The 16,905-nt window shown below is 58.1% G+C and carries 17 protein-coding genes; 5 read left to right on the top strand and 12 right to left on the bottom strand.

What is annotated here, in order from left to right; genetic code table 11:
* Nucleotide 1 precedes the first annotated feature (1 nt).
* A complete protein-coding gene (locus SCM96_10580) occupies nucleotides 2-2,509 on the top strand; it encodes a TIGR03960 family B12-binding radical SAM protein (GenBank protein ID MDW7761069.1) in 2,508 nt (835 codons plus the stop codon).
* Nucleotides 2,510-2,565: 56 nt separating this feature from the next.
* Nucleotides 2,566-3,717: an acyl-CoA dehydrogenase family protein gene (locus tag SCM96_10575; GenBank protein ID MDW7761068.1), complete on the top strand. Its 1,152-nt coding sequence runs from the start codon at nucleotides 2,566-2,568 to the stop codon at nucleotides 3,715-3,717.
* Between the two features lie 228 nt (nucleotides 3,718-3,945).
* On the opposite strand, the gene SCM96_10570 is transcribed toward SCM96_10575, so the two are convergent.
* The 3 genes from SCM96_10570 to SCM96_10560 form a co-directional block, all read right to left on the bottom strand.
* Nucleotides 3,946-4,332 carry a biopolymer transporter ExbD gene (locus SCM96_10570; protein MDW7761067.1) on the bottom strand — a complete coding sequence of 129 codons (387 nt, stop codon included), beginning with the start codon at nucleotides 4,330-4,332 and terminating at the stop codon, nucleotides 3,946-3,948.
* 87 nt (nucleotides 4,333-4,419) lie between these two features.
* Nucleotides 4,420-5,481 (bottom strand): glycosyltransferase family 4 protein, encoded by a 1,062-nt coding sequence (locus tag SCM96_10565; protein MDW7761066.1) that lies wholly within the window; start codon nucleotides 5,479-5,481, stop codon nucleotides 4,420-4,422.
* 1 nt (nucleotide 5,482) lies between these two features.
* Nucleotides 5,483-5,878 carry an ACT domain-containing protein gene (locus tag SCM96_10560; protein MDW7761065.1) on the bottom strand — a complete coding sequence of 132 codons (396 nt, stop codon included), beginning with the start codon at nucleotides 5,876-5,878 and terminating at the stop codon, nucleotides 5,483-5,485.
* A gap of 112 nt (nucleotides 5,879-5,990) precedes the next feature.
* Here SCM96_10560 and SCM96_10555 point away from each other — a divergent pair, with 112 nt between their 5' ends.
* From SCM96_10555 to rfbD, 3 genes are all read left to right on the top strand, one after another.
* Complete coding sequence (locus tag SCM96_10555; GenBank protein ID MDW7761064.1) at nucleotides 5,991-6,707, top strand: hypothetical protein; 717 nt, start codon at nucleotides 5,991-5,993, stop codon at nucleotides 6,705-6,707.
* A 74-nt stretch (nucleotides 6,708-6,781) separates the two neighbouring features.
* Nucleotides 6,782-8,290 carry a PKD domain-containing protein gene (locus SCM96_10550; protein ID MDW7761063.1) on the top strand — a complete coding sequence of 503 codons (1,509 nt, stop codon included), beginning with the start codon at nucleotides 6,782-6,784 and terminating at the stop codon, nucleotides 8,288-8,290.
* Between the two features lie 76 nt (nucleotides 8,291-8,366).
* Nucleotides 8,367-9,230 carry a dTDP-4-dehydrorhamnose reductase gene (gene rfbD, locus SCM96_10545; GenBank protein ID MDW7761062.1) on the top strand — a complete coding sequence of 288 codons (864 nt, stop codon included), beginning with the start codon at nucleotides 8,367-8,369 and terminating at the stop codon, nucleotides 9,228-9,230.
* On the opposite strand, the gene SCM96_10540 is transcribed toward rfbD, so the two are convergent.
* The 9 genes from SCM96_10540 to miaB form a co-directional block, all read right to left on the bottom strand.
* On the bottom strand, nucleotides 9,220-9,510 hold the full coding sequence (locus SCM96_10540) for a DUF507 family protein (GenBank protein MDW7761061.1): 291 nt from the start codon (nucleotides 9,508-9,510) through the stop codon (nucleotides 9,220-9,222). The genes rfbD and SCM96_10540 overlap by 11 nt on opposite strands.
* The gene (locus SCM96_10535; GenBank protein ID MDW7761060.1) at nucleotides 9,507-9,785 is read right to left on the bottom strand and encodes a DUF507 family protein; all 279 of its coding nucleotides are present in this window, start codon (nucleotides 9,783-9,785) and stop codon (nucleotides 9,507-9,509) included. The genes SCM96_10540 and SCM96_10535 overlap by 4 nt, the downstream gene beginning before the upstream one ends.
* A 34-nt stretch (nucleotides 9,786-9,819) precedes the next feature.
* On the bottom strand, nucleotides 9,820-10,737 hold the full coding sequence (gene truB / locus SCM96_10530) for a tRNA pseudouridine(55) synthase TruB (GenBank protein MDW7761059.1): 918 nt from the start codon (nucleotides 10,735-10,737) through the stop codon (nucleotides 9,820-9,822).
* Between the two features lie 21 nt (nucleotides 10,738-10,758).
* Complete coding sequence (locus SCM96_10525; GenBank protein ID MDW7761058.1) at nucleotides 10,759-11,751, bottom strand: bifunctional oligoribonuclease/PAP phosphatase NrnA; 993 nt, start codon at nucleotides 11,749-11,751, stop codon at nucleotides 10,759-10,761.
* Nucleotides 11,741-12,100: a 30S ribosome-binding factor RbfA gene (rbfA, locus tag SCM96_10520; protein MDW7761057.1), complete on the bottom strand. Its 360-nt coding sequence runs from the start codon at nucleotides 12,098-12,100 to the stop codon at nucleotides 11,741-11,743. Before rbfA ends, SCM96_10525 begins: the two co-directional genes overlap by 11 nt.
* A 15-nt stretch (nucleotides 12,101-12,115) precedes the next feature.
* Nucleotides 12,116-12,397, bottom strand: coding sequence for a DUF503 domain-containing protein (locus tag SCM96_10515; GenBank protein MDW7761056.1), 282 nt, complete (start codon nucleotides 12,395-12,397; stop codon nucleotides 12,116-12,118).
* A 15-nt stretch (nucleotides 12,398-12,412) separates the two neighbouring features.
* Entirely contained in the window at nucleotides 12,413-14,233 is a 1,821-nt protein-coding gene (gene infB / locus SCM96_10510; GenBank protein MDW7761055.1) for a translation initiation factor IF-2, read from the bottom strand.
* A complete protein-coding gene (nusA, locus tag SCM96_10505) occupies nucleotides 14,226-15,269 on the bottom strand; it encodes a transcription termination factor NusA (GenBank protein MDW7761054.1) in 1,044 nt (347 codons plus the stop codon). Before nusA ends, infB begins: the two co-directional genes overlap by 8 nt.
* 278 nt (nucleotides 15,270-15,547) lie before the next feature.
* Nucleotides 15,548-16,885, bottom strand: a complete 1,338-nt coding sequence (miaB, locus tag SCM96_10500; GenBank protein ID MDW7761053.1) for a tRNA (N6-isopentenyl adenosine(37)-C2)-methylthiotransferase MiaB — start codon at nucleotides 16,883-16,885, stop codon at nucleotides 15,548-15,550.
* Nucleotides 16,886-16,905: the final 20 nt, after the last annotated feature.

Here is a 16,905-nt window from a genome sequence, read left to right as displayed (position 1 = left end):
CATGCCTTCGATTCCGCAAAAAAAGCTGGACCGGGTCCTCCGGACCGTTGAAAAGCCGGGCCGATACACGGGCGGCGAATGGAACGCCTCGGCCAAGAATCCGGCGACCGCCGAGGTCCGGGTGGCGCTTGCCTATCCCGATGCCTACGAGATCGGAATGTCTCATCTCGGCCAGAAGATTCTTTACGGTCTGCTCAATGCCCAGCCTCACATTGCGGCGGAGAGAGTTTTCGCCCCTTGGCCGGATTTCGAACGCGGCCTCCGGGAGGCGGGCCTGCCGCTTTTCAGCCTGGAAAACAGGACCCCTCTGGTTGAGTTCGATATCCTGGGTTTTTCACTCCTTTATGAACTCAACTCCACGAACATATTGACCATGCTCGATCTCGGGGGGCTGTCCTTGATGAGTGCGGAGAGATCCGGCGATCAGCCCCTGGTCCTCGGCGGCGGCCCGGCCTGTTTCAACCCCGAACCTCTGGCCGACATTTTCGATCTTTTTTTGATCGGAGACGGAGAAGAGGGGATCCTTGAAATCATCGATGTCGTCAGGACCGGGAAGAAGCGGAAAGACGGAAAAAGCGCTTTGCTCAAGACTCTGGGGGGAATTCCCGGAGTCTATGTTCCGTCCCATTACCGTGCAATGCCGTCCCGAACTTCGTTTCATCTCGTGCCGCGACCCGTGGACGGAGCGCCCGCGAAGGTGGAAAAACGTGTTCTACGCGATTTTCAAAAATCCTACTTTCCCCGGTCGATCATCGTTCCCAACATCCGAACCGTATTTGACCGCGTCGCTCTTGAGGCGGCCCGCGGCTGCCCTCAATCCTGCCGGTTTTGCCAGGCTTCGGTTCTTTACTCTCCCTTCAGATCGAAAGATCCGTCTTATCTGGTCGAAACGCTTCTCGAAAGCGTAAGAAGGACGGGATATGAATCGAGTTCTCTTTCGGCGCTCTCCATCGGCGATTATCCCTCTCTCGAAGAGACGGTTCGAATCCTGATGACCGAACTCGAGGACAAAGGCGTCTCTTTGTCCCTGTCCTCGCTACGTCCCCAAGCCCTGTCCGATGGAATCGTCGAAAACATCGTCAAGGTCCGCAAGACGGGTTTCACGCTTGTCCCCGAGGCCGGAACGGACAGGCTCCGCCGGGTGATCAACAAGGATCTTCGGGAAGAGGACATTCGGGATGCCCTGACTTATGCCTTCCGCCGAGGCTGGAACCTGGTCAAGCTTTACTTCATGGTCGGACTTCCGGGAGAAAGAGAGGAGGATCTTCAGGGAATTGCGGACCTGATCCGGGAAGGTGTCGCGTTGGGCCGATCTCTCCTCAAATCGTCACCGCGGTTCCATGTCAGCCTGTCCTCCTTCATTCCCAAGCCGCACACGCCTTTCCAGTGGCTGCCTATGGATGAGGCCTCGACCCTGGCCGGAAAAATCCAAACCATCAAATCTTTGACCCGGGGATTGAAAAGCGTTGAGTTCAAGGATCATGCCCTGGAAACTTCGGTTTTGGAAGCCGTGTTTTCCAGGGGAGACCGGAGGCTGACGCCGGTTCTTATCGCGGCCTGGAGAAAAGGCGCGCGTTTCGACGGTTGGGGAGACCGGTTCAATGCGCGGGCCTGGGAAGACGCCTTTCGGGAGACGGGGGTTTCCCGCGAGCGTTATCTGGAGGCTCTGCCGCGGGATGCCGAACTCCCGTGGGATATCATCGATACGGGGATTCACAAGTCCCATCTCCTCAACGAACTCGATCAGGCCCTTGCGGAACGGCGGACCCCGGCCTGCCGGGACAGATCGTGTGCCGATTGCCGGGGATGCCGCTTCCCGGATGATAAGCACAGCCTTCCCTCACAGGTCTGTTCCGGACCGCCCGGAAAGGGGATGCCGGAGGAGACCCCGTCCGGAATTCCGACCGATTCTTCCATCCGGTATCGGGCCTTTTATGGAAAAACCGGCCGGGCCCGGTTCCTCTCGCATATCGATCTCATCCACATCATTCATCGCGGTTTCCGACGAGCGGGTATCGTGCTCGAGCAGACCAAGGGCTTTCATCCCAAGCCCCGCATGGTCTACGGTCCGGCGCTTCCCCTGGGCATGGAGGCGGCCCGGGAAGTTCTGGAATTCCGGTCGCCGTGCAGTCTGACGGAAGAGGAATTCTTATCCCGGGTCAACCTGTCTCTGCCGGAAGGCATCCGCTTCAGCGGTCTCGAAACGGTGGCGGACGGCTCCCCTTCGCTCGGTGCCTCGATCCAAGAACTGCGGTATACCCTGGATTTGACCGGAGAGGACGTGCCGCCCGGAGCATCGGAGCGCACGGCCCGGCGTGTTGCGGAAATGCGTGCAGATTGGCCGGCAGCCAAGGTCGAGATCGATGAGAAAAATCAGCAGATGGTCTTGCGGACTCCGACCGAACCGGGAAAAGGGGGCCGGGCCCAGGATATCGCCGCGGCTCTGCTGGATATTCCCCATGCCGTGTATCTTCTGCGTCGAGATGAGGTCGTCGTTCAGAGAAATTGACAGAAGGACCCCAATCCGGTATAACATGCGGACCAGTTTGTCGGAAGGAGAAGACCATGCTCGAATTTAAGTTGTCTGAGGAGCAGGAAGCTCTCCGGGATATGGCCCGGGAATTTGCCGAAAATGAAATGCGTCCCGTCGCCGCCAAATACGATCAGGGTCATGAATTCCCCGAAGATGTGATGCGCAAGGCCTTTGATGTCGGGTTCCTGACCTGCACGATTCCCGTCGAATACGGCGGAGGCGGCATCGGCGATGTGGATACCGTCGTCCTGACGGAAGAACTGTCCTGGGGGTGTGCCGGAATGTACACGACCATGATGGCCAATTCCCTCGCCTTTGCCCCGATTATCCTCGCCGGAAACGAGGAGCAGAAAAAGACGTTCCTCGCGCCGTTCTGCCGGGAGATGGGATTCGCCTCGTATTGTCTGACCGAGCGCGAGGCCGGGTCCGACACGACGGCCATCAAGACGACGGCTCGAAAAGTCGGGACGGACTATGTCATCAACGGCTCGAAATGCTTCATCACGAACGGCGGCGTGGCCGATCTTTATGTTGTTTTCGCCAACTCGGCCCCGGAGAAGGGGGCGAGAGGCATCAGCGCCTTCATTGTTCCCCGAAAAACCCCGGGCGTGACGGTGGGCAAGGTCGAAGACAAGATGGGTCATCGGGCCTCAAACACGACCGAGCTTTTCTTTGAGGATGTCCGTGTTCCCGAGGGGAACCGTATCGGCCGCGAGGGCGCGGGTTTTCTCATTGCCATGAGGACGTTTGACAGGACGCGGGCCGCCGTAGGCGCCGCCGGAGTCGGCGTCGGGCGAGCGGCGCTCGAATATGCCGTTCAGTATGCCAAAACCCGCATCCAGTTCGATAAACCGATCGCCCACTTCCAATCCGTCGCCTTCAAACTTGCCGACATGGCCATGAAGATCCAGGCGGCCCGTCATCTTGTCTGGCATGCCGCCTGGCTCATGGAACAGAACCGGCCCTGCGGCAGGGAATCGGCCATGGCCAAGTGTGCTGGATCCGATGCCGGAATGGACGTCGCCCTCGAGGCCCTCCAGATCTTCGGCGGATACGGATACATGAAGGACTATCCCATCGAAAAACTGGTCCGGGACGCCAAGCTTCTTCAGATCTACGAGGGGACCAACGAAATCCAGAGGCTGATCATTTCCCGGGATGTGATCGGCCCCATCAAAGGATAAGTCGCTACACTCCGGGCGGGCCGCGATCCGGCCTCATCTGCTGTGTGTTGCACTCTAAAAATCCCAAATTGGCTCTGCGGGGGCGCAAGGGGAACCCCCGCAACGAGTCGCAAGTTTGAGGAAGGCAAGAAAAAGAAAAAGCCGCGGCCGAATTCCGATCAGCCGCGGCTATGAAACGACGATTCGTTTGAGCCGGCCGGGAATGGTTTCCCGGTCCGGTCCGGCCGCTTATTCCTCGAAAAACTCGGGGATGAGGGCCAGGACATCGACACCCGCTCCCTTGGCGATGTCGATGATTTCCATGACATTCCGGAAAGGAACGGTTGCCTCCGCCCGGATAAAAATGGTCTTATCCTGCCGGGTGGCGTAATACCGTCTCAATTCCTCGAGGAGGGTGCGCTTTTCCGTGGGCGCATTATTGATCTCGATGGTCATGTCCTTTTTAACCGTAACGACGATCAGACCCGCCTGCTGGCCGCCGCCGGCATCGGCCTGCGTTTCGGGAAGCTTGACATCGATTCCTCTTTGAACCATGGGCGTGATGACCATGAAAATGATGAGCAGAACGAGCAAAACGTCGCACAGGGGAACGACATTGGGTTCGGCTTTTGCCATTATGTCCTCCTTGAATCTCGACTCAGGACATTCATTTTAGGAGAAAACAGGGTGGATGTCAATGAAAAATGTTGCGGCTTTGAAGGATCAGCCGGGGAGAAGAAGGAGGCGGGAGACGGCCTTTTCCCATGTCATATCGGAGACGGTTTCGGCGGCCCGGTCGCCCAGGCGTTCCGCGAGGGCCGTGTCTCCGCCCAGCTCGTTCAGGCGGCGGGCGATGTCCTTCGGGTTGGGGTCGGTGACGAATCCGTTGATCCCGTCGCGGACGAGTTCGGCGGGGCCTCCGCTGTCCGTCGCCGTGACGACAGCCTTGCGTGAAGCGAAGGCTTCGGGGGTCACTAGGCCGTAGTCCTCGTTATAGGGGCAGAAAAAAACCGCTCGGCATCGCGCGTATAGATCGAGAATCCCCTCATCATCAAGTTCCCCCGGAAAGTCGATGCGGTGTTCCAAACCGGCCTCCCGGACTCGGATCTCAAGCGCGGTCCGTTCCGGACCGTCTCCGACAATGACGGCGCGCAGACCGGTATTGTCGACGAACCGGAAGGCGTCCACAAGAAGATCGATTCTCTTGAGTTTCTGAAGCCGGGAAACGGCCAGGATGAAATTCCCGTAACTTTCGGTCCGGTAACGTCGCTGAGGCGGGGGAGGATAGAGGATTTCCGAGGGAATGCTTCCCCATTTCTGAAGACGGGCCTGAATGGTACCCGACTGGGCATAGACTTTCCTGACACTCCTTTTGAGGAGGTGCGTGTCGACGATCCGAAGAATGCGCCGCCGGATTTCCTCCTTCACTTTGCCTCGGAAACCCAGTTGATCGCGGAGCATGGGCCACAAGTCATAGTATTCGCGAAGCCTGTGGTTCAGCCAGCAGACATGGCTGGGGTGGCGGACGGCGAAACTCGGAAAACGGAATGAAATGACGTGGTCGATCGTCCGGCCCAGACCGTCCATACCGACATCCGTGAAACGATTGGCCAGATAGGCGCTGAATTGACGGCCGAATCTGTTCTGCGGGGTCAGAACAAGGTCGGCTTCGTGGCCGCACTCCCGGAGGGCCCTCACGGTGCTGCGGGCGATCACCAAGTGCCCGCCCGTGACAAAGGGGACGTCGGACGTGACGACGAGGACGCGTTTCAAGGCGGAGGGCATGTCATTTCAAGGTCTTGACGGCCTTGGTGTTATGGTTGGTCTGGAAAACGAGCAGGGTTTTGCCGGCGCCCGCCGAGGTCCCGTACGAGGAACTGATATGGATGACGGCGTTGCCCAGAAGGGCTCCGATTTCGGACCCGGCGCCGATGCGGTCGCTGATCAGGACCGTAACGACTTTGTGGGTCTTGACTTTGTATCCCAGGGATTTGAGGGCTTTCTGAGCCTTGGCGTTGTCGGAAGTGATGAGCCGGAAGTGCCCCTCATCGCCGACGGAGGCGACGTTCAATGCCCTGAGGTTGATGCCCGCATTGGCCAGAGTTCCCAGTACCCGGCCATAAATCCCGGGCTCATCGGGAGTCGTGACATGGAGTTCGGTTTCCACATTAACGGTATGCACGGAACTCTCCTTCTTCCTTATATGTCCTGGCAATAAGCAAGGCATTATATCAAAAAGCCGCGGTCCGATGCTACTCTTTATCCGGAAGAGCGGAGCGGATATAATACATCGCATGAGCAAAACCGCCAAAGTTGCGCTGATCGACAATTCGATTGATCCTGACGTTTACCGGCCCGTTGAACACTGGAGCCCTTTCCTGAACTGTGTCTGGGAATCTTTTACGGCCCGGGATCACAAATTTCCCCGATGGACCGACGGGTTTACGCATGTGATTCTGACGGGGTCGGAGGCCTCGATTCTGGAGATGGATCCCTGGGCTCTGGAGGAAGCCGAATGGATTCGGAAAGGCCTGGACAGGGGATTGGCCTTTCTGGGAAGCTGTTGGGGCCATCAGCTCCTGGCCTATGTCCTGTCCGGGCCCGATCATGTCCGCCGATGCGCCCGTCCGGAGATCGGCTGGATTCCGATCCGGGTCGTCGCGCCGGGAGGTCCGCTCGGCGATCCGGGGCCGGCTTATTCCTTCAGCCTTCATTTCGATGAGGCGGTGGAGATGGACTCGCGATTTGAAGTTCTGGCCGAGACCGATTTTTGCCGGATTCAGGCGTTTCAATCGCGGGATGGACGAATCCTGGGCCTTCAAATCCACCCGGAAATCAATCCCCGGCAAGGACGCCGATTGTTGGCTGACCTGATCCGCAAGGGCTTTGCGGGCGCCGACCGGATGGCGGAGGCCCTGAAGAGCGAGTCCCGGGATTCCGGACTGGCCGCACGCATCGTCGCGGACTTTTTAAAGGCCGAAAAATCTGCAGCGGCTATGGATTTCTCTTGACAAATTGCGGCGATTGTGGATTAAATAAGTCATTAAAAGGAAATTATTTTAAAATTTCCTGCAAGGAGGATGGTATGATTAAAAAAAGCACCCTTCCCATTCTGACAATTGCGCTCCTTTTCTTGTTGGCCGCCGGGGCTTTGGCCCAGACGACAAAACTTCAGAGAATCGGCGTCTACACATTCGCCAGAGTTCGCGGGGATATCCCCACGGCCGAAGTCATGAAAACCCTGGTCGATCGTTATGCCGGGGACATCAAGGTTGGATTCGATCTGGCCGGATACGGTGAACTCTATGTGCCCTTTATGGAACAGCTCCAAAAAACCCGATTCGAAGACACCGCCGTTCCCGTGGGCGATGTCATGCCCTGGATGCTTTTCCGATCCCAGGGCAAGGTCAAAGTGGCCCGGAATATCGAGTGGGCCGGCCGCGCACCCCTTGAGGTCTTCGCCATCAAGGTCGACAAGGATTACAAAACCTACGAGTTTGTCATCCCAAAACCTTGCGGCAACATTGCCCTGAGAAAGATTACGGACGCGGTCCCCCCGCCGGTTTGCGCTTTGGCCGTTTCTCCGAACCGGGTCAATATCGGCGATCCGGTCACCGTCGACATGAGCGCCACGCAACATGCCCAATCCATGACCGTGGATATCTTCGACGCTCAGGGAAACAAGGTCGCTTCCCAGAAACTGACGCCGGCGAACGCCAAATGGCAGACGACGTTCGACAAGCCGGGCGAATATGAATTCAAGGGCAGCGCGACCAACGCCGCCGGAGTGGTTTCAACCAATCCCTGTGAAGCCAAGGTCTATGTCAACGCCCCGCCGATCTGTGTTTTGGACATGACGTGTCAGGTCTGCGAGGATTACGTCGGCCGTCCGATCCTATTTGACGCCTCGAGATCGACGGATCCCGATGGAACCGTCGTCCGGGCCTCCTTTGAGCTTCTGGATGCCTCGGGGACCGTGGTTGACAGTTATGTCGCCTCCCAGCCTCCGTTCATCTGGGAACGGGTCTTTACAAGGGAAGGCAATTACACGATCGATGTCACCGTTTTCGACAATGACGGCGCCGCTTCCGCTCCTTCCGAAACATGCCGGACGTCGTTCCGTGTGACCCGGAAGAAACTCTTCTGGCTGGTCGAGGCCGGGCCGCTCCTGGCGAAAGGGACCTATACGACTTACGGATTCCTGAGAGGCGGTCTCTTTGCCTGGTTGAGTCCCGATCAGTTCAGTGTCGTTCTTTCAGCCGGAGGCGCGATTCCCAGCGTGGGGTCGCCCTGGAAATTCATGTTCCTGGCCAATGCCCTGGCCAACGTCCACGCCGGACCGGTGTATTTCGGCGCCGGATTGGGCTACAGCACCAAGGCCCAGGATTACGATGCCACCAGGCTGGATGCGGACGGGAACCTGTATTACGATCACAAGTCGGGTCTTGACGCCGTCGGCAACGTGGGCGTCGAACTCTTCAATCGCTACACCAGCGTGGGTTCGCTGTTCTTTGAATTCCGCTCCCCGCTGGGCGGCGACCGGGCCTTCGATACCCATCACAAATTTGCTCTGGGTTTCAGGCTTGTATTCTGATAACCATCCGACATTCAACAAAGAGGCCGAAGGCATCGCCTTCGGCCTCTTTCATTCAACCTGAAAAACACGGCTGATGAAGAGAATCGCCCTGATCGGTGCGGACGGACAGCTGGGTTCCGACCTGCTTGAAACCCTCTCGGGAGAGGATGTTCACCCGCTTTATTACCCGGAATTCGATGTCACGCATCCGGAAGAATCGGGCCGGGTTCTCCGTGAGATCTCTCCCGGAATCGTCATCAACACGTCCGCCTTTCACCGTGTTGATGAATGCGAATCCCGGCCTCTGGAGGCATTTCGCGTCAACGCCTTTGCCGTCCGGGATCTCGCCCGGGTGTGCCGGGACATCGAGGCCGTGCTGGTTCACTTCAGCACCGATTACGTCTTTGACGGCCGGAAAAAGACTCCCTATACCGAAGACGATCCTCCGAATCCCCAGAGCGTCTATGCGGTGTCCAAGCTGGCGGGGGAATATTTCGTCCGAAACATCGCCCCGCGTCATTTCGTCATCAGGACATGCGGCCTGTTCGGCCGGGCCGGATGCCGGGAAAAAGGCCGCAATTTCGTCGAATCCATGATCGCCCTGGCGGATTCGGGGAAGCCCATCCGGGTCGTCGACGATCAGACCGTCGCTCCGACATCGACTCTTGAGCTTGCCGACCGGACGTCCGCTCTTCTCGATACCGACGGCTATGGCCTCTACCATCTGACCAGCCGCGGGCAATGCACGTGGTATGAGTTTGCCCGAGCCATATTTGATGCCCTGGGACGGAAGCCCGACCTGGTCCCCATCACGACCCAGGAACTGGCGGCGCCGGCCCTGCGGCCCGGCTATTCGATTCTGGATGCCGGCCGGGCTGAAAAATCCGGCTTGGCGAAAATGTCCCTTTGGAATGACGCCCTGAATCAGTATCTGAAACTGAAAAGGGTTATTCGCTGAGTTTGCCGAGCTTGTTGAGCTCGTCGTTGTAATACTTGCGATAGAGGATTTCCCACTCCCGGCTGCCTTCTTCGATCGATTTTTTCTGGGACTGGATTTTGTCGATGGCTTTGCGGTCCAGGGATTCGTAGAGCTTCATCTCCTGTTCGATCGATTTGACGATGACCAGGCGGATTTCATTGGGATCGTCAAGGAATTCCACCTTGTCGTCTTTGGCCAGAAGGTTGAGGATCTGGCGCGACAGGAAGTTGATCTTTTCCCGTGACAGGCGGTTGCTCACAGCACGATATTCCTTTCCCTGGCGATTTTTGTCTTGATCATGCGGAACATGGTCTGATATTCGATATTGTCCTTGCGGATTTTTTCCATGTGTTGGCTCAGGATTTCCCGGACTTCCTGGTCGAGCTGATCTTCTTTATGAAATTCCTCAAAGATGAGTTGGGTGATGTTTTCCAAAAGGACGGATTTATCCTCCACGATGATCTTTTCTTCACGGGTCAGGCCGCGGAGTATCATCGACGCCAAGTGTTCGATCTGGTTCTTATTCAGCCTCATAATCCCAATACCATACAATAGATCCGCCAAAAATTCAAGAAATTGTCCGCGAATGAGGACGGAGGACCAGAAAAGGCTGAAGAGAGCCGCCGTCCGCCGTACGGCGGGCCAGGGCGATCAGAAGACCGTCCGGACCGATCAGCTTCAGGGGCACGTCCGGACCGGATTCGGAGACCCCGGCGTCTCCGGGAAGGGGAATCCCTGCACCGTGGGCGACTCTGGCGGCCTCTTCCGCATGGAGAGACACGGCCGGGAATTCGGGAAGCAGATCTTCGATGGGGATGAGAAGACTTTCGGCCTTCCCGCTCTCCGTTGCTTCCCGAAGCCGGTCCAGGGAGACGCATTCGGACAGGATGAAGGGTCCCGAGACGGTCCGGGTGAGCTCGGTGAGATGCGCGCCGCAGCCGAGCCGGATGCCGAGATCGTGAGCCAGCGACCTCACAAAGGTTCCCGCCGAACACCGGGTTTCAAAACGGATCAAAGGAGGGGAGTCATCGAGAAGGCGGAAGACCGCGACGGTGACGGTCGAGGGCTTCGGATCGACACGATGTCCGGCTCGGGCGAGTTTGTAAAGACGAATGCCGGCGACTTTTTTCGCCGAAAAGGGCGGAGGGGCCTGCAGTATTTCACCCTCAACCTTCCGCATGGCCCGCTCGATGTCCTGACGGTCCGGAAGGGTTCGGCACGGATCGGACGTCGGCCGCCCCGAAGCGTCATAGGTATCCGTGGAAAAGCCGAGCCGGATCGTTCCGGTGTAAGACTTCTCGTGACCTGTGAGAAATGAAGACAGGCGTGTGGCCCGGCCGAGGGCGACAAGAAGCACGCCGGAGGCATCGGGGTCGAGGGTGCCGCAGTGGCCCGCTTTTCGGATGTGGAGCAGCTTTCGAACGGCGGCGACGATATCATGGGATGTCGGCCCCCGATGTTTGTCGATGGCGATCAGCCCGTCCATGGCGCCGGGTGACCTCGGGGCTCAGGTTGCCGGCCGGCTTCCGGAACGCGCCTCATCGAGCAGTTTTTCGATGGCGGCCGGAATGGTTCGGATCAGTTCGTCGTGGGGACCATGAGCCGTGAATCCCGAGGCGTGGACGTGTCCTCCGCCTCCGAAATGCTCGGCCGCAAGCGCCGCGTTGGCTCCCCCTTTGGATCTTAGGCTGACCCGGAACGTCTCCGGCGCGATTTCCTTGAAGAACATGACCATTTCGAGGTTCCGGATGGAACGGGCTACGGTTGTGATGTCCTCGACGTCGATTTCCCTGAGATTGAGGCTATCCAGGTCGCTTCGGAACATGCTGATCGTCGCGATGTTGCCCCGGGAATTCAAACGCAGCCGGGACAGGACCCGGCCGAGCAGAATGACTTTTTCCGGGATGGTATTGTTGAAAAGAAATTCGGAGACACGGATGGGACTGGCCCCGAGTTCGGTCAGCCGGGCGCAGGCCTCGAAAGCGCAGGTGGTCGTGTTTGAAAACTGAAAGGATCCCGTGTCGGATACAATGGCGCAATAGAGATGTTCGGCGGCCTTCGGGGGAAGAGTCACACCGAGATGTCCGGCCAGCCGGAAGACCATCTCTCCGACGGCCGGGGCCTTGGGTTCGACCCAATTGATCGCCCCGTAAAAAAAATTCGAATAGTGGTGGTCGATATTGATTTTGAATCCGTCGTCGAGGCCGGTATGCCCGGACCGGGAGACGTCGGCGCATTCCAGGAAAATGATGGCGTCATACAGGGAGGGATCGATGGGCCCCGTGCGGATGCGGGCGGCGTCGGCCAAGTGGCAGAAAGGGAAGGGCGTTTTGTCCGTGTTGACGATATCGACCGTTTTGCCGAGAGCCTCGCCCATGAGAGTCAGAGCCAAAGACGTGCAGATCGAATCCCCATCCGGCCGGAGATGGGAGGTCACGGCGATTCGCCGCGATTCGCGGATTTTTGCGGCGATCAGGTCGGGAGGGGAATCAGTCGTCATCGATTTTCTCTGCATCCATAATGGCGTCAATCTTTTCCTCGAGTTCAGGGCTCGGGTCCCAGGCAAAAACAAGTTGCGGATTATACTTCAAATTCAGGCGGGAGGCAAGACGGCGGCGGATGTGGTCTTTCCGAGCATCGAGAATCTCCGCGATGTCCGGGCCGGAGACCGTCTGCCCGATGGAACGGATGTGGATCCGGGCCGTGAGAAGATCGGCGCTCATCTCGACGCGGGTCACCGTCAGCAGTCCGGTTTCCGGATTCTGGACGTTTTCAATCAGGATTCGGCTGAGGGCTTCCCGGATCAGTTCCGAAATTCTCCGGCTGCGGTTTCCCGGGTTTCGTGCCATGATCCCTCCTCGATGTCAGAAGACCTGAACCTCATGCCCGACGACCTCTCCGTCCAGGAACATGTCGGCCTCGGACAGGACCCGGGCCAAAACATTTTCCACCACACAACGGTTGGAATTGATTGTGACGACGCCGATCCGGGCCCTCTGCCATTTATCCTGAAAGTCGAGCTCCGCCACGGCGGCGTTATGCCGTCCCCGCACCCTGTCGCGAAATCCGCTGAGCGACTTGCGCTTGTCCTTGAGAGATCGGGCGCCGGGAAAATGGACCTCCAAAAGCAGGACGCCGATGATCATGCGGCCTCCGAGGGTCTATGCGGGCCGAACCTTCTCCCGGATGAAGGCCTCGATGACATCGCGAGGCTGGATGTCCTTGAACCGGTCCAGGCCGATCCCGCATTCATAGTCTTTTTTGACCTCGTTGACGTTTTCCTTGACGTGCTTGAGAGAGGAAATCCGTCCCTGATGAATGATTTCGCGGTTGCGCAAAATCCGGATTTCCGCATTTCGGGCGATCCGGCCGTCGGTCACGTAGCAGCCGGCCACGAGGCCGATCTTGGGGATCTGAAAGACCTTCCGGATTTCGGCGTGGCCGATGACGGTCTCCCGGATGACGGGGTCGAGAAGTCCGATGACCGCTTTCTTGATATCGTCGGTGAGCTGGTAGATGATCGTATAAAGGCGGATTTCGACATTCTCGCGGGCGGCCAGATCCGCGATCTTCGGCAGCACGCGGGCATTGTACCCGATGATGACCGCCCGGGATGCGGAAGCCAGGAGAACGTCGGCTTCGGATATGGGACCGGTCGCCGCATGAACGACCTTGATCAGGACTTTCTCAGTGGCCAGAGAGGGCAGAAGATCGGCCAGAACCTCAACGGATCCATGAACGTCCGCTTTCACGATCAGGTTGAGTTCTTTGGGCTGACCGTCCTCGATTTTCTTGAAGAGTTCATCCAGGGTCGCCCGTTCCTGAACGACCGGTTCCGGTTTGCGATCCTGAAGAACGCGATGTTCGGCGATCTTCTTGGCGGTGGGGAGGTCGGATACGACCTGAAACAGGTCTCCGGCCTGGGGGACGGTCTGGAATCCCATGACCTCGACCGGAACACCGGCCGCCGCGGCCTTCATGGACTGGCCCTTCTCATCGAACAAGGCCCGAGCCCGGCCGAAAGACGTTCCCGACAGGAAGGCCTGTCCCTGCTCCAGAATGCCGTGACGAATCAAAACCGATCCGACGGGTCCCTTCTTGGGATCCATTTTGGATTCGAGGACGACGCCTTGAGCGGGCACCTTGGGGTTGGTTTTCAAGTCCTGAATGTCGCCCAAAAGCAGGATCATTTCCAGAAGATCCTCGATGTTTTTCCCTTCCGTGGCCGAGATCTCGACGGAAATGGTCTTTCCGCCCCAGTCTTCGACGAGGAGATCCTCTTTGGACAGCTGCTGCTTGACGCGGTCGACATTGGCCTCGGGCTTGTCGATTTTGTTGATGGCGACAATGATCGGCACATCCGCCGCCCGGGCATGATTGATGGCTTCTTTTGTCTGAGGCATGATGCCGTCGTCGGCGGCGACCACCAGGACGACGATATCGGTGACTCCGGCGCCCCGGGCCCGCAATTGGGTGAAGGCCTCGTGACCCGGAGTGTCGATGAACGTGATGTTCCGGTTTTTATGGCGCACGCGGTAGGCGCCGATGTGCTGGGTGATGCCGCCGAATTCCTTGTCGACGAGACGGGATGATCGAATGTTGTCCAGCAGCGTTGTTTTGCCGTGATCGACGTGGCCCATGATGGTCACCACGGGAGGACGGGTGATCAGAGCCTTCTCATCGCTTTCGGCGAGATTGCGGACGGCCTGTTCCAATTTGATGTATTCGACTTCGCGTTTCGCAGCCTTGGCGAAAGACGCAATCGAGGATTCATCGAGAAGATCGTTTGTCCCCATCTCCAGTCCGGCCGAGGACATTCTGTCAAGAAGAGGCTTGGGCTTGATTCCTGCGGCGTCGGCGGCGTCCTTGATCGTCATGCCTTCGCTCAGGATAAGCTTGGGCAGGGGTTTCGGCGGAGCCGCCGCCGCGGCGTCTTTGACGGGTTTCTTGGGAGCGGTTTTCTTGGGTGTTGGCTTAGTCATCGGTTTGTTCTTCTTGGATGGAGATTTTCCAGCCCACGAGTCTGGAAGCGAGTTTGACATTGATTCCCTTTTTGCCTATGGCCAAAGACAACTGCCCGGGCTGAACAAGGGCCCGGATTTCCTTGTCGGCCTTGCTGGTGATGACAAGTTTGTCGACTTTGGCCGGGCTGAGGGCCGCCTTGGCATAAGAGGCGGGATTGGGAGACCAAGAAATGATGTCGATCTTTTCTCCTCCGAGTTCCTTGGAAATGGCCAGGATCCGGTTGCCCTTGACGCCGATGCAGGCGCCGATGGGATCGATATCCCGCTCGTGGGTGCGGACGGCGACCTTGGCTCTTTCTCCGGGCTGCCTCACGACATCCATGATTTCTATGGTCCGGTTGGCGATCTCGGGGATTTCGAGCTCAAGAAGACGGGCCAGAAAATGGGAGTTCGTCCGGGAGACGACGATCTGGGATCCTTTTGCGGAACCCTTGAGGACCTGGATGATGATGGCCTTGATATGTTCGCCTCTTTTGAAGGCATCCTGAGGGAGTTTGTCCCTATGGGGAAGGAGGGCTTCGGTTCGACTGACTTCAAGGATGGTTCCGTGAGGTTCCGATCTTCGGACGATTCCACTGACGATTTCCCCCATGCGATGGGCGTACTGGCCGTAGATCTTTTCCTGTTCCGCGTTTCGGACTTTTTGAAAGATGACCTGCTTTGCGGCCTGGGCGGCGATCCGCCCCAATGTTTCGGAGGGAAGGTCAATTTCGATGGTTGAGCCCGTCCGCGCTTCGGGATGGCCGGTTCGAGCCGCTTCCAGCGAGATTTCCCGGCTTTCGTCGACGGGTTTCCCGGGGACGACGGTTTTTTCTACGAAAACGCGGAGCTCGCCTTTTTCGGGCCGGAAAAGCACTTGGATGTCTTCTTGGGATGTGAAATGCTGGGCTGCGGCAACCTTGAGCGATTCCTCGATGGCCTGGATGATGATGCGGGGTTCGACATCACGCTCCTTGCTGAGCTGAAGAATCGTATTCCAGACGTTGACTTTCATTTTTGGTGATTTCGTGGATTCGTTAGCTGATGATTATAGCCGAAACCTCACCAATGTGCAACGCCCTTCAGCTGAGGTTGTGCGCTAAAAGAGCCGGGGGATTATCTTTCTCTCTTATTTCCGGCTCTTTTAACCCTACGGGCGTGCCGATCTCACTATTCCAACTGCGTTGCAGCTCACTCGACGTAGACTGACTACGCCTTCGTGAGCCGCTGCCTTGTTGGAACAGCAATCTCGACCCGCGCACAACCCCTTCAGCCGGGGTTGTGCGTTTGGTGTTAAGACCCGGCGGGTGGGCCGACGATCTTGCCGCGGAGGCTGTAGGGTCCGGCCGACGTGACGGCGATGTTGACGAACCGTCCGGCCGTGGTTTTTCCGGCGGGGAAATTGACGACCTGATGAGCTTCCGTCCGGCCGGAGACATCGTGCGGGCCGCGTCGACTCGGGCCTTCGACCAGGACCCGGACGGTCCGTCCGACCAATCCTGCATTTTTTTCGAGTTGAATCCGCTTTTGTTCGGCCTGGAGCTCGAGAAGCCGGTTCTTTTTGACTTCGGCGGGCACATCGTCCTTCAATCGGGCGGCTGCGGTTCCGGGTCGCGGTGAATATCGGAAGGAAAAGATATTGACAAAGCGGAGATCGCGGATGACATCCAGGGTTTCGGAGAACTCGGCATCGCTTTCTTCGGGAAAACCGACAATGATGTCGGTGCTCAATTCCAGTCCGGGCATGAGGTCGCGAAGAAGGGCCGCGAGAGATAGAAAATCCTCGCGGGTGTATCCCCGTTTCATGCGTTTCAGGACGGGGGTCGAGCCCGACTGGAGAGGAAGATGGATGTGGCGGCAGATCCGGGGCTCCGCGGCCATGGTTTCCGCAATGTCGCGGGTGAAGTTTTTCGGATGAGAGGTGAGAAATCGGATCCAGGGGATGTCCGCAGATCCGGCGACGGCCCGGAGAAGTCCGGAAAACCCGATCCGCGTTTCGGGATCGCGATAGGAGTTGACGTTTTGCCCGAGAAGCTGAATCTCCGCCAACCGCTCCCTTCCCAAGGCCTCGACTTCGTGAAGAATGGATGACATGGGTCGAAAACGTTCCCGTCCCCGGCTGAAGGGGACGATGCAATAGGCGCAGAAGTTGTCGCAGCCCTCCATGACGGTGACAAAGGCCGAGAACGGGCTCTCGCGGAGGACCGGGCTTTCGGGGGGTTCGATCCATTCCGCCGGCGTTCCCGTCCTGATGCCTGGAGAGAAAGCGACATCCCTCAGGAGATCGGGCAGCTCATGGATGCGTCCGGGACCGAGAAAACCGTCGATGAAGGGCCGGGAGGTCCGCATCTCCGAACTCCGGATCTCGGCCACGCATCCGGCCACGATGATGGTCATTCCGCGCGCGGCTTTGATTTTGGCCATTCGGCCGAGAAAGGATAGGAGTTTCTCCTCGGACTTGGCCCGGACGGCGCAGGTGTTGACGATCAGAATATCGCAGGATTCCGGCACGGGGGCCGGCAGCGCTCCCTCACGGACAAGATGTCCGGCCATATGCTCGGAATCGCTGACGTTCATTTGACAGCCGAAAGTCCGGATGTGGAAGCGCCGCCCTTGAAGTCCGCCGGCCATGCCCGTCTCCGTTCCTCCGT

The organism is Acidobacteriota bacterium (genome assembly GCA_033549365.1).
Taxonomy (GTDB): Bacteria; Acidobacteriota; Aminicenantia; order Aminicenantales; family Saccharicenantaceae; genus JAWSUF01.
This window is presented reverse-complemented; position numbering and strand designations above follow the sequence as displayed.